The organism is Phenylobacterium sp., from assembly GCF_019636135.1.
In the GTDB taxonomy this organism is placed as follows: Bacteria; Pseudomonadota; Alphaproteobacteria; order Caulobacterales; family Caulobacteraceae; genus Phenylobacterium.
In genome coordinates, this window is sequence record NZ_JAHBYD010000003.1 from 155412 (window position 1) to 171330 (window position 15919).

22 protein-coding genes and 1 tRNA gene are annotated in these 15919 nt (G+C 72.3%); 10 read left to right on the plus strand and 13 right to left on the minus strand.

Going from position 1 to position 15919, the window contains the following annotated elements:
- Positions 1-70: 70 nt before the first annotated feature.
- Positions 71-147 (plus strand) — tRNA-Met (locus tag KF737_RS03190).
- Here KF737_RS03190 and KF737_RS22440 read toward each other — a convergent pair.
- From KF737_RS22440 to KF737_RS03245, 10 genes are all read right to left on the minus strand, one after another.
- Entirely contained in the window at positions 104-1888 is a 1785-nt protein-coding gene (locus KF737_RS22440; RefSeq protein WP_367273207.1) for a recombinase family protein, read from the minus strand. The genes KF737_RS03190 and KF737_RS22440 overlap by 44 nt on opposite strands.
- Complete coding sequence (locus KF737_RS03205; protein WP_296450293.1) at positions 1830-1994, minus strand: hypothetical protein; 165 nt, start codon at positions 1992-1994, stop codon at positions 1830-1832. The genes KF737_RS22440 and KF737_RS03205 overlap by 59 nt, the downstream gene beginning before the upstream one ends.
- Complete coding sequence (locus KF737_RS03210) at positions 1991-2677, minus strand: hypothetical protein (protein WP_296450314.1); 687 nt, start codon at positions 2675-2677, stop codon at positions 1991-1993. Before KF737_RS03210 ends, KF737_RS03205 begins: the two co-directional genes overlap by 4 nt.
- Positions 2674-3183, minus strand: a complete 510-nt coding sequence (locus KF737_RS03215; protein ID WP_296450315.1) for a hypothetical protein — start codon at positions 3181-3183, stop codon at positions 2674-2676. Before KF737_RS03215 ends, KF737_RS03210 begins: the two co-directional genes overlap by 4 nt.
- A 98-nt stretch (positions 3184-3281) precedes the next feature.
- On the minus strand, positions 3282-4100 hold the full coding sequence (locus KF737_RS03220) for a hypothetical protein (RefSeq protein ID WP_296450317.1): 819 nt from the start codon (positions 4098-4100) through the stop codon (positions 3282-3284).
- Between the two features lie 16 nt (positions 4101-4116).
- The gene (locus tag KF737_RS03225; RefSeq protein WP_296450319.1) at positions 4117-4467 is read right to left on the minus strand and encodes a hypothetical protein; all 351 of its coding nucleotides are present in this window, start codon (positions 4465-4467) and stop codon (positions 4117-4119) included.
- 53 nt (positions 4468-4520) lie between these two features.
- Positions 4521-7199 (minus strand): ParB/RepB/Spo0J family partition protein, encoded by a 2679-nt coding sequence (locus KF737_RS03230; RefSeq protein ID WP_296450321.1) that lies wholly within the window; start codon positions 7197-7199, stop codon positions 4521-4523.
- On the minus strand, positions 7196-7369 hold the full coding sequence (locus tag KF737_RS03235) for a hypothetical protein (RefSeq protein ID WP_296450323.1): 174 nt from the start codon (positions 7367-7369) through the stop codon (positions 7196-7198). Before KF737_RS03235 ends, KF737_RS03230 begins: the two co-directional genes overlap by 4 nt.
- Positions 7369-7788, minus strand: a complete 420-nt coding sequence (locus KF737_RS03240) for a hypothetical protein (RefSeq protein WP_296450325.1) — start codon at positions 7786-7788, stop codon at positions 7369-7371. The genes KF737_RS03235 and KF737_RS03240 overlap by 1 nt, the downstream gene beginning before the upstream one ends.
- Before the next feature lie 3 nt (positions 7789-7791).
- Positions 7792-8277: a hypothetical protein gene (locus KF737_RS03245; RefSeq protein ID WP_296450327.1), complete on the minus strand. Its 486-nt coding sequence runs from the start codon at positions 8275-8277 to the stop codon at positions 7792-7794.
- Positions 8278-8536: 259 nt separating this feature from the next.
- Here KF737_RS03245 and KF737_RS03250 point away from each other — a divergent pair, with 259 nt between their 5' ends.
- Entirely contained in the window at positions 8537-9112 is a 576-nt protein-coding gene (locus tag KF737_RS03250) for a hypothetical protein (protein WP_296450329.1), read from the plus strand.
- Between the two features lie 134 nt (positions 9113-9246).
- On the opposite strand, the gene KF737_RS03255 is transcribed toward KF737_RS03250, so the two are convergent.
- On the minus strand, positions 9247-9888 hold the full coding sequence (locus tag KF737_RS03255; protein ID WP_296450331.1) for a helix-turn-helix transcriptional regulator: 642 nt from the start codon (positions 9886-9888) through the stop codon (positions 9247-9249).
- A gap of 122 nt (positions 9889-10010) precedes the next feature.
- Between KF737_RS03255 and KF737_RS03260 the strand changes: the two genes are divergently transcribed.
- Positions 10011-10346, plus strand: coding sequence for a hypothetical protein (locus tag KF737_RS03260; RefSeq protein WP_296450333.1), 336 nt, complete (start codon positions 10011-10013; stop codon positions 10344-10346).
- Here the strand turns inward: KF737_RS03260 and KF737_RS03265 are convergent.
- Together KF737_RS03265 and KF737_RS03270 are read right to left on the minus strand one after the other, a co-directional pair.
- Complete coding sequence (locus tag KF737_RS03265; protein WP_296450335.1) at positions 10324-10569, minus strand: hypothetical protein; 246 nt, start codon at positions 10567-10569, stop codon at positions 10324-10326. The genes KF737_RS03260 and KF737_RS03265 overlap by 23 nt on opposite strands.
- 255 nt (positions 10570-10824) lie before the next feature.
- Positions 10825-11049: a hypothetical protein gene (locus tag KF737_RS03270; protein WP_296450337.1), complete on the minus strand. Its 225-nt coding sequence runs from the start codon at positions 11047-11049 to the stop codon at positions 10825-10827.
- A gap of 92 nt (positions 11050-11141) precedes the next feature.
- Here KF737_RS03270 and KF737_RS03275 point away from each other — a divergent pair, with 92 nt between their 5' ends.
- Genes KF737_RS03275 through KF737_RS03305 form a run of 7 tightly spaced genes read left to right on the plus strand, consistent with a single transcriptional unit; the run spans position 11142 to position 15871 of the window.
- Positions 11142-11564, plus strand: coding sequence for a hypothetical protein (locus tag KF737_RS03275; protein ID WP_296450339.1), 423 nt, complete (start codon positions 11142-11144; stop codon positions 11562-11564).
- A gap of 26 nt (positions 11565-11590) precedes the next feature.
- On the plus strand, positions 11591-12166 hold the full coding sequence (locus KF737_RS03280) for a hypothetical protein (RefSeq protein ID WP_296450341.1): 576 nt from the start codon (positions 11591-11593) through the stop codon (positions 12164-12166).
- On the plus strand, positions 12159-12404 hold the full coding sequence (locus KF737_RS03285) for a hypothetical protein (protein ID WP_296450342.1): 246 nt from the start codon (positions 12159-12161) through the stop codon (positions 12402-12404). The genes KF737_RS03280 and KF737_RS03285 overlap by 8 nt, the downstream gene beginning before the upstream one ends.
- Positions 12391-12588, plus strand: a complete 198-nt coding sequence (locus KF737_RS03290) for a hypothetical protein (RefSeq protein WP_296450344.1) — start codon at positions 12391-12393, stop codon at positions 12586-12588. The genes KF737_RS03285 and KF737_RS03290 overlap by 14 nt, the downstream gene beginning before the upstream one ends.
- Entirely contained in the window at positions 12581-12844 is a 264-nt protein-coding gene (locus KF737_RS03295; RefSeq protein WP_296450345.1) for a hypothetical protein, read from the plus strand. The genes KF737_RS03290 and KF737_RS03295 overlap by 8 nt, the downstream gene beginning before the upstream one ends.
- A complete protein-coding gene (locus KF737_RS03300) occupies positions 12837-15446 on the plus strand; it encodes a DNA cytosine methyltransferase (protein WP_296450347.1) in 2610 nt (869 codons plus the stop codon). Before KF737_RS03295 ends, KF737_RS03300 begins: the two co-directional genes overlap by 8 nt.
- The gene (locus KF737_RS03305) at positions 15443-15871 is read left to right on the plus strand and encodes a hypothetical protein (RefSeq protein WP_296450350.1); all 429 of its coding nucleotides are present in this window, start codon (positions 15443-15445) and stop codon (positions 15869-15871) included. The genes KF737_RS03300 and KF737_RS03305 overlap by 4 nt, the downstream gene beginning before the upstream one ends.
- Positions 15872-15919 lie beyond the last annotated feature (48 nt).

Here is a 15919-nt window from a genome sequence, read left to right on the forward strand (position 1 = left end):
CGCCCAAGCGCTTGAAGTGCAGCCGTCCCGCCCCTATAACCCGCGCCTCTCGTGGTGGGGCATCGCTCGTGGCTGGGTAGCTCAGCTGGTTAGAGCGGTGGATTCATAACCCACAGGTCGGCGGTTCGAGCCCGCCCCCAGCTACCACATTATTCAGATGCCCCACCGCGAGAGCGAAAGAGGGGGCCCCGGAGGGGGCCCCCGAACCGCTGTCGCTGCGGAGGAAGGCGGCCAGCGTGCCTCTGAGGTTGATCATGACCTCCTCGCCCGCGAGGCCGTCGAAGGCGCGGACGTCGATGCGGGCGATCATCTTGCGCAGGTTGGCGATCGTCTCGGCCGAGGCGGCGTCGCCGGCGTTGGCGCGCACGCCGTGCGCATCGAGGTGCGCCTGGATGGCCGCGATCCGCCGGGCATAGGCCTCGGCGAGGCCGGGATGCAGCCGGATCGGCGGCGGCTCGCCGACCTCGGCCCGGGCCAGCGCGGCGGCCACCTGGTCGCGCTCTGCCTCGCGCTCGGCGAGGCGGGTGCGCAGCCGCGGGCTGCCGCCGCTGTCCTCGACTTCGTCCAGTATGCGCGCGATCCGCCGCTCCAGCTCGGCGAGCTGGCGCGCGAGGGGCGCCGTGCGCGCCGCGTGCGCAGCCTGCCGCGCGGCCCAGGCCTCGTGATAGGTCCGGATATAGGCGCGGACCGCCTCGGGATGCAGGAGCCGGTCCCGCAGTCCGGCGAGCACGCGGCGTTCGACGTGGGCGCGCTCGACGCTGCGGTCGTTGCCGCAGGCCGTGGGTCCATGCGCGCGCCGGGCGGCGCAGATGAGCCGGCCGCGGCCGTTGAAGGTGGTCATGGCCGCCCCGCATTCAGCGCAGCGGATCAGGCCCGAGAACAGGCGCGGCGGCGCGGTCCGCCGATGCAGCGGGGCGGCCGCTCCGGCCGCCTCGAGGCGGGCCTGGACGGCGCTCCAGGCGTCGTCGCCGACGATCCGCAGGTGCGGAACCGGCGTGCGCTTCCATTCTGCCGGCGGGCGCGGACGCGAGAGGCGTCGGCCGGTCGAGCGGTCCTTGGACATGGCGACCCGGTTCCAGACCTTCTCGCCGGCGTAGAGCGCCTGGCGCAGGACGCCGTTGCCCCGCTGGCGCGAGCCGGTGATGGTCGAGGGGGCCCAGCGACCGCCGGAGGGCGAGGGGACGCCGCGGGCGTTCAGCTCGGCGCAGATGGCGCGCAGGCTCTCGCCAGCGGCGTAGCGGTCGAAGATCTCGCGCACGATCACGGCCTCGGCCGGCACGATGTTGATCGCGCCGCCCGGCTGCGAGCGATAGGCGTAGACCCGTGCGCCGGTGGCGAGCCCGGCCTCGGCGTTGTCGCGCATGCCGCGCCGCGTCTTCGCTGACAGGTTGCGGAGGAAATCCTGCGCCCCGAAACCCTTCCAGGCGACATCCATCAACTCCAGCTTGCGGCCGTCGGCGACAGTCCAGAGCTGGCGGCCGGCGTCCTCGTAGCGGTTCCAGAGATGAGCGAAGTCCTCAAGGTTCCGGGCGAGCCGGTCGGCGTCCTCGGCGAGCAGTATGTCGAAGTCGCCGGCGATCCCGGCCGCGAGGGCCTGCAGCATGCCCGGCCGGTTCGCCCGCGCGGCGCCCGAGATGGCCTCGTCGACAAAGACGGCGACCACCACCCAGCCCAACCGCTCGGCGAACTCCCGGCAGAGTTGGAGCTGCTGCGGGATGGAGCGCGCCTTCTGGACGTCGTCCGAAAAGCGGGCGTAGAGGGCGACGCGGACCGGATCGGCCGATGACCCCATGTCCCCAGCGGGGCGGTGAAGCTCATGCGACGCGCGGTCAGAAGTCGTCATCGGTCCAGAGGCTCGCTTCGGCTGGGCCGGCAAGGGCGACGTCATAGTCAGCGCCCGCGTCGGCGCGGGCAAGGGCCTCGACGAAGGCCAACAGGTCGGGCGGCAACGGGTCGGGCGGCGGCGCGGGCTGGGGCTGGCGTCTTGCGCTCATGCCGGCCTCGCGGCGGCCACGCGCTGCAGGCGCAGCTCGGCGGCCGAGAGGCGCATCAAGGCGGCGGCCGTCTTCGCGGCGCGCCTCTCAGCCTCGATCTCCACGGCGGCGTCGTAGCATGCGCCCCACGCATCCTGGGCGCGCTTGCCCCTGCGGGGGTATTCGCCGGCCCTGCGATCCGCCGCGAATTGGATGTCTCTCTGGATCCAGTCGTAGCGCGTCTCCGCCAGGGCGACCTGCTCCTGGGCCCGGCCGATGGCGCGGCGGCGGCGCCAGCGACGGCGGCGACCGAAGTTGCGGATCAGGATGTCGAACAGCCACGCCTGCACATGGCCCGCGGCCGCCGGGGAGACATGGTAGAACAAGATGTGATGGCCGCTCTGCGTGTGCGGCCGGCGGCGCTGGCGGAGGGTCCAGAGCACCCGCGCCACGGCGGTCCGAAGCGCCACTTCGCGCGAGGGGAAGAACGGCCCGCGAAGATAGGATCCGGGCGGATTCGCGAGCCAGCGGCCGTCATTGAGCGGCACGACCCAGAGCATCCAGTCCCGGTCGGCGTAGCGGCGAAGCTGGTAGTGGTTGTTCTCGCCGCAGGACCAGAAGTAGCCGTTGTACGCTGGGGCGCCGTCGGCGCGCTTCAGGGGGCCGTGGTCGGTGAGGTCGATTTCCCTGCGGCGCGCGCTCATGCGTCGGCCCGCGGGCGCATCCCCCAGCCGATCGCGTGCGCCAGGGCGAGGTGGTCGCGGGGCGGGCCGAGCCGGTCATCCAGGTCGGCGGGCGGGGTCCAGTTGAACAGGCCTTGCCGGCCGGCGCAGGGGATCGGCCGCCGCAGGGTGCGGATGTCGGCGAGGCGCCATGCGAAGCGCAGGCCGGAGAAGACGCCTGCGGCGCGTTCCGCGCGCGTCAGGCGGCTCGTGTCGAGGTCGGCGCAGGGCGTGCAGTCGAACAGCGTCGCGACGGCCACCATGGCGCTGCGCGCGACCTGGTCGGCCCAGTGGGGGCCGAGGCCGGAGAGGCAGAGGTCGTCGGGCGCGCCGGCCAAGTCGATCGTGGCGGCCGCATGGATGGCCACTGGCCCGCGATGGTCAGTCGGCCGATGCATCGTCAGGATGGTCTTCAGGCCGCGCGCCGTCAGCGCCGCGTAGGGTTGCCAGAGCGAGACGGCCTTGAGGGTGCGCCCTTCGGCGAACATGTCGCGCGCGAAGGGCTCCGGTGAAGTCGCTGAGCCACCCCTGGCCCCCGGCGCAGCGAGACCGGAGGCCACGAGCTCGCCGGGGGCCAGGGAGACCATCACGCGGCCACCGACTTGCGGATGGCGTCCATCCGGTCCTTGACGACCGCGATCTCCAGGGCCTCGGGCTGACGCCCGATCCTCATGGCCCCGTCGAGGATGACGGTCGTGGCGGTCCACAGCTCCCGCTGAAGCGTCGGGTAGCTGGGGAACCACCAAGCCTCCGCCGCCTCCGCCGCCGCCTCCGCCGCCGCCGCCGCCGCCGCCGCCGCCTCCGCCTCCGCCGCCGCCGCCTCCGCCGCCGCCGCCTCCGCCGCCGCCGCCTCCGCCGCCTCCGCCTCCGCCGCCGCCTCCGCCGCCTCCGCCGCCCAGCGCTTGTTGCGGGCGACGTAGTGGGCCTTGAGCGCCGCGACGCGGCGATCCTGCGCCTCGATACGAATTTCGCGCGCGACCGCCAGGGTCGCGGCGAGGTCCAGGGTCGCCGTGGCGGCCAGCCGGTCCGCGAGGTCCGTCATCCCGCGATGGCGCAGGGTGATCGGCAGGATGTTGCGGACCATGCCGAGGGCGATGTGGACGGCCCGGGCCTTCTCCACGTCCAGCGTATCGTGCGTTCCGGCCAGCCGGGTCACGAACGGCATCAGCAGCGGGTTGCGCAGGCTGTCGGGCATGCGGTCGTTCAGGCTCAGCGCGTAGGCGGCGAGGACCGGCGAGAAGCACGGCGGGCAGTCGCGCCAGCTCTTGACAGCCTTGTATTCGAACCCCGCCGCGACGATGGCGGCCTCGTTGATGCAGGTCCCGCCTTCCGGGCCGGGGAAGGTGTGCGAGCCCTTCTTCAGGCTCCAGTTCAGGATGCTGGCGTCGAAGTCCTTGATCTCCATGGGGAGGTTCCTTCTCTCAGGGTGCAGGGAGGTTCGCGTCGCCGCTCGGCGCGGGTTCGTCGATGAACCCGCCGCCCAGGTCGGTGCGCTCGTTGAAGTGGCGGCAAGGGTCCGCCCGCCAGATCATGCCGTCGTAGACATGCTGGCGGTTGTTGATCCAACCTTCGTAGTCGTGGCCCTGGCGGATCATCTCCGTGCAGCGCGGACACTGCATCGCGCGAGCGGCGCGCGTGACGGCCTTGTGGCCGCAGGAGAGGTCGACGATACGCTCGGGCGGCCGCAGCCGCTCGCGATGGCAGGCCGTGGCTAGCCAATCGGTCGCCAGAATTTCCGAACGGTCAGGCTTGAAGCCGTACTTCCTCGCCATGTCCGCAAGCACGGGGTCTGCTTCGGATGGACGGATCGAGGGGCCTGTCCAAATCACGACCGAACCTTGACGATGTCGGCGAGGCTCAGCGTCTTCCTGGGGCCGTTGGTCCCGTCCTTGCGGAGGGTCTGCGCCTCCAGCCCCTCGGCGGCCTGACCGAGCAGCCGATACCGCGTGCCCGTCTGGCCTTCGACGACGTCGCCGACGCGAAGCGTCAGCAGGGCGGCCGAGCCGAGGCCGCCGTCTCGGTCCTTGAACGCGGCGAAGTCGTCGAAGGCGGCGGCGGTCAGCGCCATCGGGTTGTCGTGGCCGCGGAGCTTGTGGCTGAGGTGGGCCGCGTAGAGGAGGGCGTTGCTGAACGCCCCGCATCGCGCGGCGCTGGCCAGGTTCCAGGCGAGGTCTTCGGGCGGCCCCGCGGCCTGCTTCTCGGGCGGCTCCGACGTGGGGCCCCGGTCGCGTGCCAGGAAGGCGACGGCGTCGTCCACGAAGGCGTTGATGGTGTTCACCCACTCGGGTTGCGGCGTGCCGGCCTCGTCGGCGGGCAGGAAGCGCTTCGCCGCGTCGCGGGCGCGGTCGACCATCTCGACGTAGCGGGCGACCTCCTCGCGCTTCGGGGTCTTGGCCTGGGACGGCAGGCGGTCCACGAATTCGGCGAGCTGCCGCGCCGCGCCATCGACGGCGATCAGCGCCAGGACGGCGGGCGGGATCGCGCCCTCGTACATCGGCTCGGCCGGGGCCGCGCCGGAGACCGCCTCGCGGACGGCTCCATCCTCTCCCGCGGGAGAGGCGTGACCGGCGGCGGCCCCGACGGGAGTGGAAGCCCCCTCCGTCGCCTGCGGCGACACCTCCCCCTCGGGGGGAGGAACGGGGTTCAGCCAGGGGGTGTGGTAGGTGCGGCCGCTCGGCGTCGAGCCGGCCAGCCTGACCTGCTGATCCTCGAGGACCGGGAAGGTCATCTGGGCGCGGCCCAGAACGACGATCGCGCGGGCGTTGGAGAGCAGCCAGTCGAGGCCGCGCCTCGTCAGGCAGGCCAGCGTGCGCTCGCCCTGCGCCATCATCGCGATCATGCGGTGATCGCGGATCAGGAGGCCGGTGCGCTTGTCGTCCTGCCAGCCGGCGAGGACCGGGACGGCCCAGGTCTCGGGCCCGCGCTCGATGCCCTCGACGCCGATGCGGTGCGCCAGCTCGACCAGCACGATGGCCAGCATGGCGGGGAGGGCGGGGGCCTCGGGTTCGGCCTTCGGCGCCGGGACGGGCTGGGGCGCGGGAGGAACCGAAAGGGCCGGGGGAGGCGGCGACGAGCCTCCCCCGGCAAGCCGACGAAGGTAATCGGGGATGTCTTCGTCGGGAGCTCCGTCGGGAACCTCGTCGGCCTGCCGGGGCGCCTCGCCCTCGGGCTCGCCGAACAGCGCGCCGGCCTGGGCGCCGTCACCGTCCGGGAAATCCTCCGGCCCTTCCACCGGGCCCTCCGCGGGCTCGCCCTCCGAAGCCCTCGGCGCAGGAGGGTTGAGCTGGTCGGTGACGAACCGGCCGGGCGGCCGGGCCGCGGCGTGCAGTTCGCCGCCCAGGACGTCGGCGCGGGCCTTGAAGAGGGCGGCGGCGCGATCCGCGCCGAAGCCGACCTGGCGCAGCCACGTCTGGATGTCGAGCGTCAGGGCCACGCGCGCGACCATGTCGGTGGCGCGATGGCCGGACTGGTAGCCCGCGCGGTCGAACCTCAGCTCGACCAGCCCGCGCTCGCTCAGCGTGCCGAGCGGCCCGCCGGTCGGGGCCGCGTAGAGCGTCGCCGCGACACTCCCGGTCGTGGGGAGGACGCCGTCCGGCGTGGCCGCGTGGACCAGCTCCAGCAGCGTCAGCGCCAGCTTCGGCGTCAGGTCGAGCGCCGGCTTCTCCTTCTTGTCCCCCACCATGCCGCGAGCCTGCACATAGGTCAGGCAGTCGGGGTTCTTCTTCGTGTGCTCGGCGTCGAGCCACTCGGGCAGGTAGGCGCGGGCCTGGTCGGCGGCGGGCAGCTCGCGGGCGATCTTGGCGTAGTCCTGCACCTTGCGCGCCGAATACTTGCGGCCGAACAGGCGCTCGAGCTGCGGCCCCGACCGGGCGAAGGGCGGGTTCATCAGCTTGAGGAAGTAGCGGGCGAGGTCCATCCAGTGCAGGTCGTCGCGCTGGATGTTCTCGATGCCGGCCAGCTCGACGGCCTCGACCTCGTCGACCTCGCGCACGAGGCAGGGGACGCGGAAGTCGGCGGGGACCCAGCCGCGCTCGACGGCGAGCCGCGCGCCGCGGCGGCGGCGCTCGCCCATGTAGACCTGATAGCGGCCGCCGACCTCGCGCACCGTGATCGGCTGCTGCACGCCCTTGTCCGCGATCGACTGGGCCATGTCCTCGATCGAGGCGGGGTCGAACCAGGTGCGCGGGTTGCCGGCCCACGGGTCGATCAGGTCGAAGGGGATGTAGGCGCCGCCGTCGCCGGCGGTGGCGGCCGTCGCGTCCTCGGCCCAGAAGGCCATGGTGGCCAGCGCGTGCTCGCCCGCGGCGGTGAGGGCGACGTCGGTGGAGCGCTCCCCGGTCTTCCCGACCAGCCCGTTCTCGATCAGGCTCCCCAGCTTGCGCTGGACGTGGTTTGGCACGATCCCGGCGCGCTCGGCCAGTTCCGACGGCCCGTCGACCGGCCCGGCCTTGATCGCTTCGAGCAGGGAGACGTTGAGGGCGGCGAGGGACAGGGCTTCGTTCACGGGCGAACTCCGAGGGCGAGGGCCGCCGCGGCCGCCAGGGCGGCCAGCGCGAGGGCGGCGAGGATGAGGGGGAGGGCGGGCCGCGCACGGCGTGCGGGAACCCAGCGCAGGCCTTCGAGGCGCGCGCCGTCCAGCTCGGCGCGCTCCTCCTGATAGGTCGAGCGGAACATCAGGCGGCCGTGGCCCTGGCGCGGGCGGCCTCGCGCGCCTTGCGGGCGGCGCGGGCCTGGGCGCGGTCCCGGCGATACTGGAAGTCGCCGAGCCATGCGGCCTGGACGGGCGTCAGGCGGCGCCTGTCCTGATCCTCGACCGGGACCGGCGGCAGGCCCTCGCGACGGCAGAACGCCGCGTAGAGTTCGTTCAGGCCGTCGGGCGTCTCCCACGACTGCCACGCCGTGACGATGACGGGATGGCCCACGACCCACTCGGGCGCCGCGCCGCCGCCGCCGAAGTACATGGCGCCCTCGTCGAGGCGGGCGCGGATGTCGGCGATCTCGTCGTCGCCGAACTCGTTGTCCGTGAGGAAAGAGGCGAGGGTGGTCGGGAACGGCTCGTCGCCGTCGATGCTGATGAGGAGCGGCTGGGCCATGGCTCAGAGCCCCCAGGCGTCGATCAGGCCGGCGGCCAGCGCCGAGAGGGCGACGACGCCCCAGAAGGTCGCCGCGTTCAGGGCGGCGGCGCGGATGTCGGTGAACGGCCGCGCCTCCCGCGCAAGGCCGGGCCGCCGCCGCATCCGCGCATCGCGGGCCGTGGCGGCGGGAAAGAGCGGGGCGCGCGCACGGCGTGCGCGTTCGAGGGCGAGGTCGACGGCGCGGTTGGACACGGCCGCCGCGGTCGCCATGGCCCGGAAATCCGCCTGCGCCTCGACCTGGGCGGCCAGCTCCTCGACCGAGGCGGCGCGCCAGAAGTCGTCCAGGTCGACGCCGAAGGTGGCCTCCAGGTCGCAGACGACGACGGCGCACAGCATCGCGTCGCGGGCCTCCGTCAGCTTCTCACCGATGCCGATCGGCCCGGTGTGCCGGACGATGACGTCCAGCGCCCGGGCGCGGATGGAGGCCTGCGCCGCAACTGCTGCCATGACATTCCCCTTCGCTCAGCGTCCGCGCCGGGAGGGGGGTGGCCGGGCCGGGGGTGGCCCGACCGCTCCATCCGTTGGGGGTGAAGTGCTGAACGAGCCCCCGTCCCGACGCGGAACGGTTGAAATAAACGCTTCTTTGTTGAATGTGTCAACGCAACGGAAACAAACGAGCGTTGAGGGGGGGTGGCGCGGGCGATCTCGACGTCGCGTCGTCGGTGCGCAAAGCTTTACCGTTCGCAGTCGACCGGGAGCATTTGATTTGACGGCGGCAATCTTCGTGGCGTTGGTGATGCTGGCGCAAGCATCTGGGCGACGGCCGATCATCGTCGAGCCGGCGGAGGAGCCCGTGACCGCGGGTCCAGTCCGCGGTGGAGTGAAGACGTTTGATCCGTCAGAATACCTGAAGTACGCCGCAGGTGGCGGCAACTCGATCCGTGGCGACGCCTTCCTGCGTACCCGCGGCGGTGACGTCAGGACCTGTGCTGGCGAGAGCGTGCAACTGGTGCCGCTGACCTACTACACACTCGACTGGCTGGATCATGTCTACGGCTCAGCGGCCTCGGCCTACGTGCCTATCGCCAGCGTTGTGGAGCGTGCGAAGACTTACCCGCTCCACGCCGGTGCGTCAGCGTTCATAAGGACCGCGCGTTGCAATGTCAGGGGCGAGTTCGAGTTCAGCGGCTTGGCGGATGGTGGCTACGCCGTGATTACGCGAGTGCGATGGGAAGTGTTGGGCTTGAGCGCGGCCCGGGGCGGGGGAGAGCAGGGTGGAGAGTTGATGAACACCGTGTTTGTTAGTCGGGGCGAGGCCGCTCGGGTCACGCTGACCCAGTAGTCCGCCTCCCCACAGCATCGCCTGCGTTCCTCAGCTCTAGGCTGCATCGCCGGCTGACGCTGGCGGCTTTACCGGCCACTCAAGCCCCTTCGTCGGGAAGACCAGCGTCTGGCGCCCCGCCCGGTAGTGGATGCCTAGTCGCCCCTGAACACGACGGGAAACACGCCGCGGACGTCGCTCACGCTGTAGGTCACGACCCGCTCTTCGGGGTACAACTCCTTGACGTAGTACCGCGACCCGTCCGACTTCTCGTAAAGCAGCACCTCGAAGCCCCCCGATTTCAGTTCGATCACGCAGCCCTTCCCGCGCCGCGGTGACCTCGCTCTGTCGAACAGCACCAGTTCGCCGCTCTCCGCCCAGGGGCTCACCCTGTCGCTTGCGACCTCAAGCGCGTCGATCGTGCGTCCGAGAACCTGGCGCAGATCCAGCCTGCGAGTCGGTCGGCTGTCCTGGGCGTCGGGCCGGCCATGCAGGTTAAAGATGAACGGCGTTGCGGCTTCGGCGAACCCCAATGTCTGACCCGATGGCGTCTGGAGGATGCGGGCCCTTTCGGCTTCGAAGTCGTGTTCGGTCGCACCGATCGCGCTGAGCGCCTTCTCGATTTTGTCCGCGCTAAACTTCCGATCGCCCTTCTCGTAGTTGTGCCAGCCAGCGCCCGTCATCCCGAGGGCGCGCCCGACTGTGGCCAGCGTGACGTCCGCGCGATTGCGCAAGTTGTAGAGGGCTTGGCCGTTCAACTGCTGTTCGGCTTTTTTGGGGGCGTGGGTCAGCGGCATCCCCAAAGGGGACGCGGAGCGGGCGTTGATCGCAATAAGCTGCAACGCCGACTTCTCCGTTAAGACAACGTTGACATAAACAACAAATCAACCACGCATTCAACAGCGACCCAGGCAGAGGGATGGTCGCTGTGGCGGAAGCGCCAGAAGAAATCGGTCGGAACGAGTTCGACGAGTGGTGCTGGAAGCGCGGCCTGGAGTTGCGCGACGTTGTGGATGGCCTCGCGCACGTCGCGGCGACCCTTTCCTGCGAAAGCGACCGCCGCCTGCGCGTTCCCTCCATCGAGACAGTCCGGCTGATCCGCCTGCCGTTCAGTGACAGCCGGCGGCGCGTCCCTGGAGTCGAGGTGATGGAATTGATCCATCGCTTCACTGAGGGGGCGATTGTGGCCGCCCACTTCTATCCCCGCGACATGCGTGGCTTGCCGGAACCTGTCAGCGCCGAGGGGCAGGTGTGAAGACTTCCTGCAACAGAGCGGCGTGTTCGCAGGCGCAGATCAGGCTCTCCGACAGGCCGTCCAGCGCCTCCGCGACGCCGTCGGGTGTAGCTTGTGCGGCTACCCGCATTCCCTCCACCGCCGCGAGCGTCTCCCGTAGCGCCGCCACCACCCGCGCGCGCCCCTCGGGCGTCGCGGCTTCGGCGCGTGCGTGCCGGATCAGTTCGTCCGTCCAGGTTTCCATCTGTTCCCCCCAAGGTAAACCCGCCCCCATCCTGCGATCTAAGGTCGCAAGCAGCACCGTTGGGAAGCGCGGCCAAGAGCCGCGCGCGTTTTCCCCGAGTTGGGTGGGCCGAGGCGAGACGGCCGCTGCGTTAGGCTGGGCCTTCGGTGGGATGACTGCGCCGGGGGCGCGGCCGTGAGCCGGCGCGTCCGTCAGGCCCGTGGGGCGGCCGCGCTGCTGTCGGACCTCGCGCAGGAGGTCGGCGAGGCCGCGCGGCTAGCGCAGGCGCTTCAATTGCTGGGCCAGGAGGTCGGCGCCGCGCTGGACGGCCGCCCGGACCTGGTGCTCGAGCTCTTCCGCGTCCGTGTCGATGTGGCGTCCGCAGCCTCCGCAGTCGAGGCCGTGCTCTCGCTTGAGCCGACCGATGCTGCGCGCCGTCTCGTGGCCGCACTGCGGGCAGGGAATATCCAGCTCGGTCGCGTCGAGGCCGAAGTCCGCCATCTGCTTTCTCCTGGGGTTGTGGCGATGTCAGGAGACGACGAGTCCCCCCGTCCGGACAACGGGCGGGGGGATGAGCGGACGGGGGTGCGGCCGTGAGGGGCGGGCGTCCGCACTTCGCCCCGCGCGGCGCGGTCGTGGCGGCCCGGGCGGTGAGCGGGGCCGAGGTGATCGGGCTCGTGGACCTGGCGGAGCGGCTGGCGCGCGCGGCGCTGGACGAGGGCCGGTCGGACGACGGCGGCGAGGCGGCCGCGCTGGACCTGATGCGCCTGCGCGACCGGGTGAAGGGGCTGGCCGGCGAGAGCTTCCCGTCGCCGGCCGAGCCGGCGCGCTACCAGTTCGCGGCCTTCCTCTGGGCGGTGCGGGCCTTCGCCCACCCGGCCAACGGGCCCGAGACGCGCACGGCGTGCGCGCCGGCCATGCGCGAGACGGCGCGCGGCGTCGACCGCTTCCTGGCCCTGCACCAGACGATGCGCGCGCAGGGGACGTGGGCGCGCCAGTCCGGAGGGACCGACTGATGTCCATCGGAGGGGGAGGCCTGTCCATGACGACGATGCCGGGCGGGGTGACCGCCGACCTGGCGGCGCATGCGGTGCTGGCCGCCGTCATCTCGCTGGGGGAGGAACCGGCCGCGTGGCTGGACGGTCCGCCCACGGGCCGCCGGCGCGCGCTGCTGGCCGCCGCCTCGGGGCTGAACGTGGCCGGGCTGATGTCGGTGCGGCGCGCGGCGGTGATGCTGGGCGTCAACGAGGGGTCGGTCTGCAAGCTGCGGGCGCGCGGCGACGCGGGCTGGGACCGGGCGGAGGCCTTGGCGGCGGACGCCGCCGCCTGGGCGCTGCGGGTCGGGATCGAGACGCCCCGCCGCGCGCCCGCGCCCGCCGGGATCGTCGTGCCCGAGGCGGTGACGGCGGAGAGCCCGCTGCGCGAGCGGCTGCTGTTCGCGCTGGCGGACGGGGCGTGCAGCAGCATGGGGCTCGCCACGCTGGCGGGCGCCAAGGAGCTGGACGTCTGCCGCGCGCTGTCGGCGCTGGAACATGAGGGCGTCGTCGAGGCCGGGCCGATGCCCGAAGAGGGCAGGCGCCACCAGCGCTGGCGCCTGCGGGGCCGCGCCGATGCATAGGCCGCCGCATCCCGGCGCGTCCGCCCGCCGCTACGTCCCGTCCATGCCGATGGTGCGCGAGCTGGCCCTCGCGCGGCTCGGCGAGGCCGCGCTGGACGACCTCGCGCGGGAAGCCTGCGTCCGTCGCGGCCTGCTGGCGCGCGACGACACCCTGACCGTCCGCGGCGCGGCGCTGCTGAGCGCCGCGACGGCGCAGTTCCGCAGGTTCGAGAGGGGGCCGTTCGTTGTCCGTCCGTAGGCTTCCGCTGCGCCCGGGCGCGGCGCTGACCGTCATCGACGTCTCGGGCTGGACCGGCGCGAAGAAGCCGCCGTTCGCCGTGGGGACGACCGTCACCTTCGAGCGCTTCGTGGGCGACAGCGTGAAGCTGCAGGGCGTCCACGGTCTCTTCAAGCCGCGCCGCTTCGAGGTGGCCTGTGGCTGACCCGTTGCTCAACCACTGGCCACAGGCCGTCCGTCCGCTGGCCGGAGACGATCTCGATCCGCGCAGCGTGTTCGGCGATCCGCTGCCGACGATCGTCTGGACGAGCCCGGCCTGTCCGGGCCATTCCCGCCCGCTGCCGCGCCCGCTGTCGCAGCGGACGCTCGACCGCATCGACCGCGCCTTGCGCAAGTCGATGGGCTGCTACCGCGTCCTTGTCGGCTCGAACCCGCGCCTGGAGCGCGTGACCAATGGCTGAGCTGGTCGAGCGGTCCCAGGTCGCGCGGCTGCGCGAGAAGTCGAAGGCGTTCGAAGCGCTGCGGCGCAAGGCGCGGCGGGCCAGCGAGAAGCCGCGCTCGGTCGTGGGCTTCGCGGGCGGCGGCGGGTCGAGCGTGGCGTGGAAGATGGCGACGGGCTGGGACCCGGACGTCGCCATGAACCACTGGATGACGGCGGTGTGCGCCCACCAGCGGCACTTCCCGCAGACCGAGCACCACTGCGCCGACATTTTCGACGTGGACCCGCGCAGCGTCCTGCCGGGCGAGCCCATCGCCTTCGCCTGGTTCTCGCCGGACTGCACCGACTTCTCCAAGGCGAAGGGCGCGGCGCCGAAGTCGGAGCGGATCCGCGGCCTGCTCTGGTCGATCCTGCCGTGGGTGGCGACGCGCCGGCCCGACGTGATCATGATCGAGAACGTCGAGGAGTTCGAACAGGCCGGGCCGGTCTACCGCCGCCCGGACGACTGGCGCGCCGTCGGCGCGGACGGCGTGCTGGTTCCCGGCGAGGCCGGCCAGCCGATCCAGGCGCGGCGCGGCGAGACGTTCCGGAGCTTCGTCGCCAAGCTGCGCCGCGTCGGCGGCGTGGTGGAATGGCGGGTGATCAACGCCGCCGACTACGGCGCGCCCACGACGCGCAAGCGGCTCTACGTGATCGTCCGCTTCGACGGGCGGCCCATCGTGTGGCCCGAGCGGACGCACGCGCCGCGCAAGGACTGCGCGCGGCTGGGCCTGAAGCCGTGGGTCGGCGCGCACACCATCATCGACTGGGGGCAGGACTGCCCGTCCATCTTCCTCGACGAGGGCGAGGTCGACGATCTGGCGAAGCGGACGGGCAAGCGGGTGAAGCGCCCGCTCGTCGCCGCCACGCAGAAGCGCATCGCCCGCGGGATGGAGCGCTACGTCATCGGCTCGGCCGATCCGTTCCTCGTGAACATCTCGCAGCGGAATTGGGGCGGCGACCGCGCGCACGGCGTGCGCGACACGCCGGTTCCGACGCTGACGTCGAGCAAGGGCGGCGAATACGCCTTGGTCGATCCGGCCGTCGCGAACGTGGTGAAGTTCCAGGAAAACTCGACCTTCACCGACCCGCGCGATCCGATCCACACGATCATGGCGGGGGCGACCCGGCACGGGCTCGTCACGTCGCATCTCGCCAGCGTCGCCCACGGCGCCGAAGAGCGCGCGTGGCCGGTCGATGACCCGGCGCGGACCCAGACCGGGCATCACGACAAGGCGCTGGTCACAGCCAACCTGGTCGGCCTCGCCCACGGCGAGCACGGGGAGCGCCCGGGCTCGCGGACGCGGGACCTCCACGATCCCGCCGGCCATGTCCACGCGGGCGGCGGCGACGGCGCGCTGGTCGCGGGCTCGCTGGTGCGGACGAACTTCCACTCGGCCGCGGCGCGCAACGGCGTGCGCGATCCCGAGGAGCCGATGGCGACGAACACCGGCGACGGTGGCGTGGCGCTGACGGCGGCCACGCTGGTCCCGCGCTATGGCGAGCGGGAGCGGCAGGCGCCTCGGGCGCAGGACGTCGGCGATCCGCTGCCGACCATCGTGCCCGACGCCAACGGCGGACAGGTCGCGGCGGCCACGCTGTTGCGGCAGTTCGGCACGTCCAGCGCTCGCGACCTCAACGACCCGCACCCTACGGTCATGACTGAGGGCGACGGCGGCAAGTCGGGCCTGATCGCGGCCAGTCTCTCGCGCCAGTTCGGCGGAAGCCACGGGGCCGACGTCGGCGATCCAGCGCCGACGGTCATGCCGGGCGGTTCGGGGAAGACGCAGGTCGTCGCGGCGCACCTCGACGCCTACTACGGCTGCGAGGCTGAGCGCGGGAACGACATCGGCGAGCCTGCGCGGACCTCGACCGGCAAGGATCGGCTCAGCCTCGTCGCGACCTGGCTGGAGCAGGCGAACACCGGGGCGGTCGGGCACGACCAGCGCGAGCCGGTGTCGACCATCGTGGCCGGCGGCGGCGAGGGGAGCGGCTGGGGGCCGACGCAGCGGCTGATCGAGGCGCGGCTGGAGCTGGACGGCGGGCCGGTCGGGCGTCGCGGCGCCGTGCTGGACTTCCTCTGGCGCCACTTCGGCGTGCCGACCCAGGCGGAGTGGGACGACCCGGCGGCGACGCTGCAGGGCCGGCTGAAGTTCGGGCTGGTGCTGCTGCCCCGGCGGCCTTCGGCCGGGACCACGGAAGACACGGAAGGCGCGCATGGCGCGCGCCACACGGAAGGGCGCGGCGTTTCCGGGGATGGCCCGGCGGCGTCGGAGACCTCTGTCCGTGGAGCCGGCGAAGCCGGCGTTCCGTGTAGCCCGCAGAGCGGGCGTTCCGTGGTTGCCGATTTCGACGTCTGGATGATCGTCGACATCGGCCTGCGCATGCTGACGCCGCGCGAGCTGGCGGCGGCCATGGGCCTGCCCGCCGACTACGACCTGTCGCTCGACCATCTGGGCCGGCCGATCAGCAAGACCCACCAGACGCAGATGATCGGCAACATGGTGAGCCCGCCCCCGGCGGCGGCGCTCATCGCCGCCAACTGCCCCGACCTCATCCAGCCGGGCTGGAGGATGGCGGCGTGAGCGTGGCGTCCCAGGATCTCTTCGAACTGGCGAGCCGCGGGCCGGGCGGCGCGCAGGCCATCTGGCGCATCAGGTGCGCCAAATGCGCGGCGACGGTCGAGGTCGTGAACGGCGCCCGAGGCCTGCTGCCGCCTGACATGCTGGTGAAGAAGTTCGCTGGGGCGGGCTTCAAGGTCAGCCGGCGGAACCCGTCGCATCACCTGTGTGCCGCCTGCCAGGCCCGGCCGCCTCGGCTGCGCCTCGTCGCCTCGTCCGCCGAGGCCGCGCGCCCCGAACCCGTGAACCCCGAAGCCGCAGCCGTCGAGGACCCCATGCCGCAGACCGCGGACGCCCCGCGCCAGCCGACGCGCGAGGAGCGCCAGACCATCCACGCCGCCATCGACAAGCACTGGAGTGTCTCCGGGGGGGGTACGCCGGGAACCTGACGGACGCCAAGCTGGCGGCGACGCTGGATGTCCCCCGCGCCTGGGTCG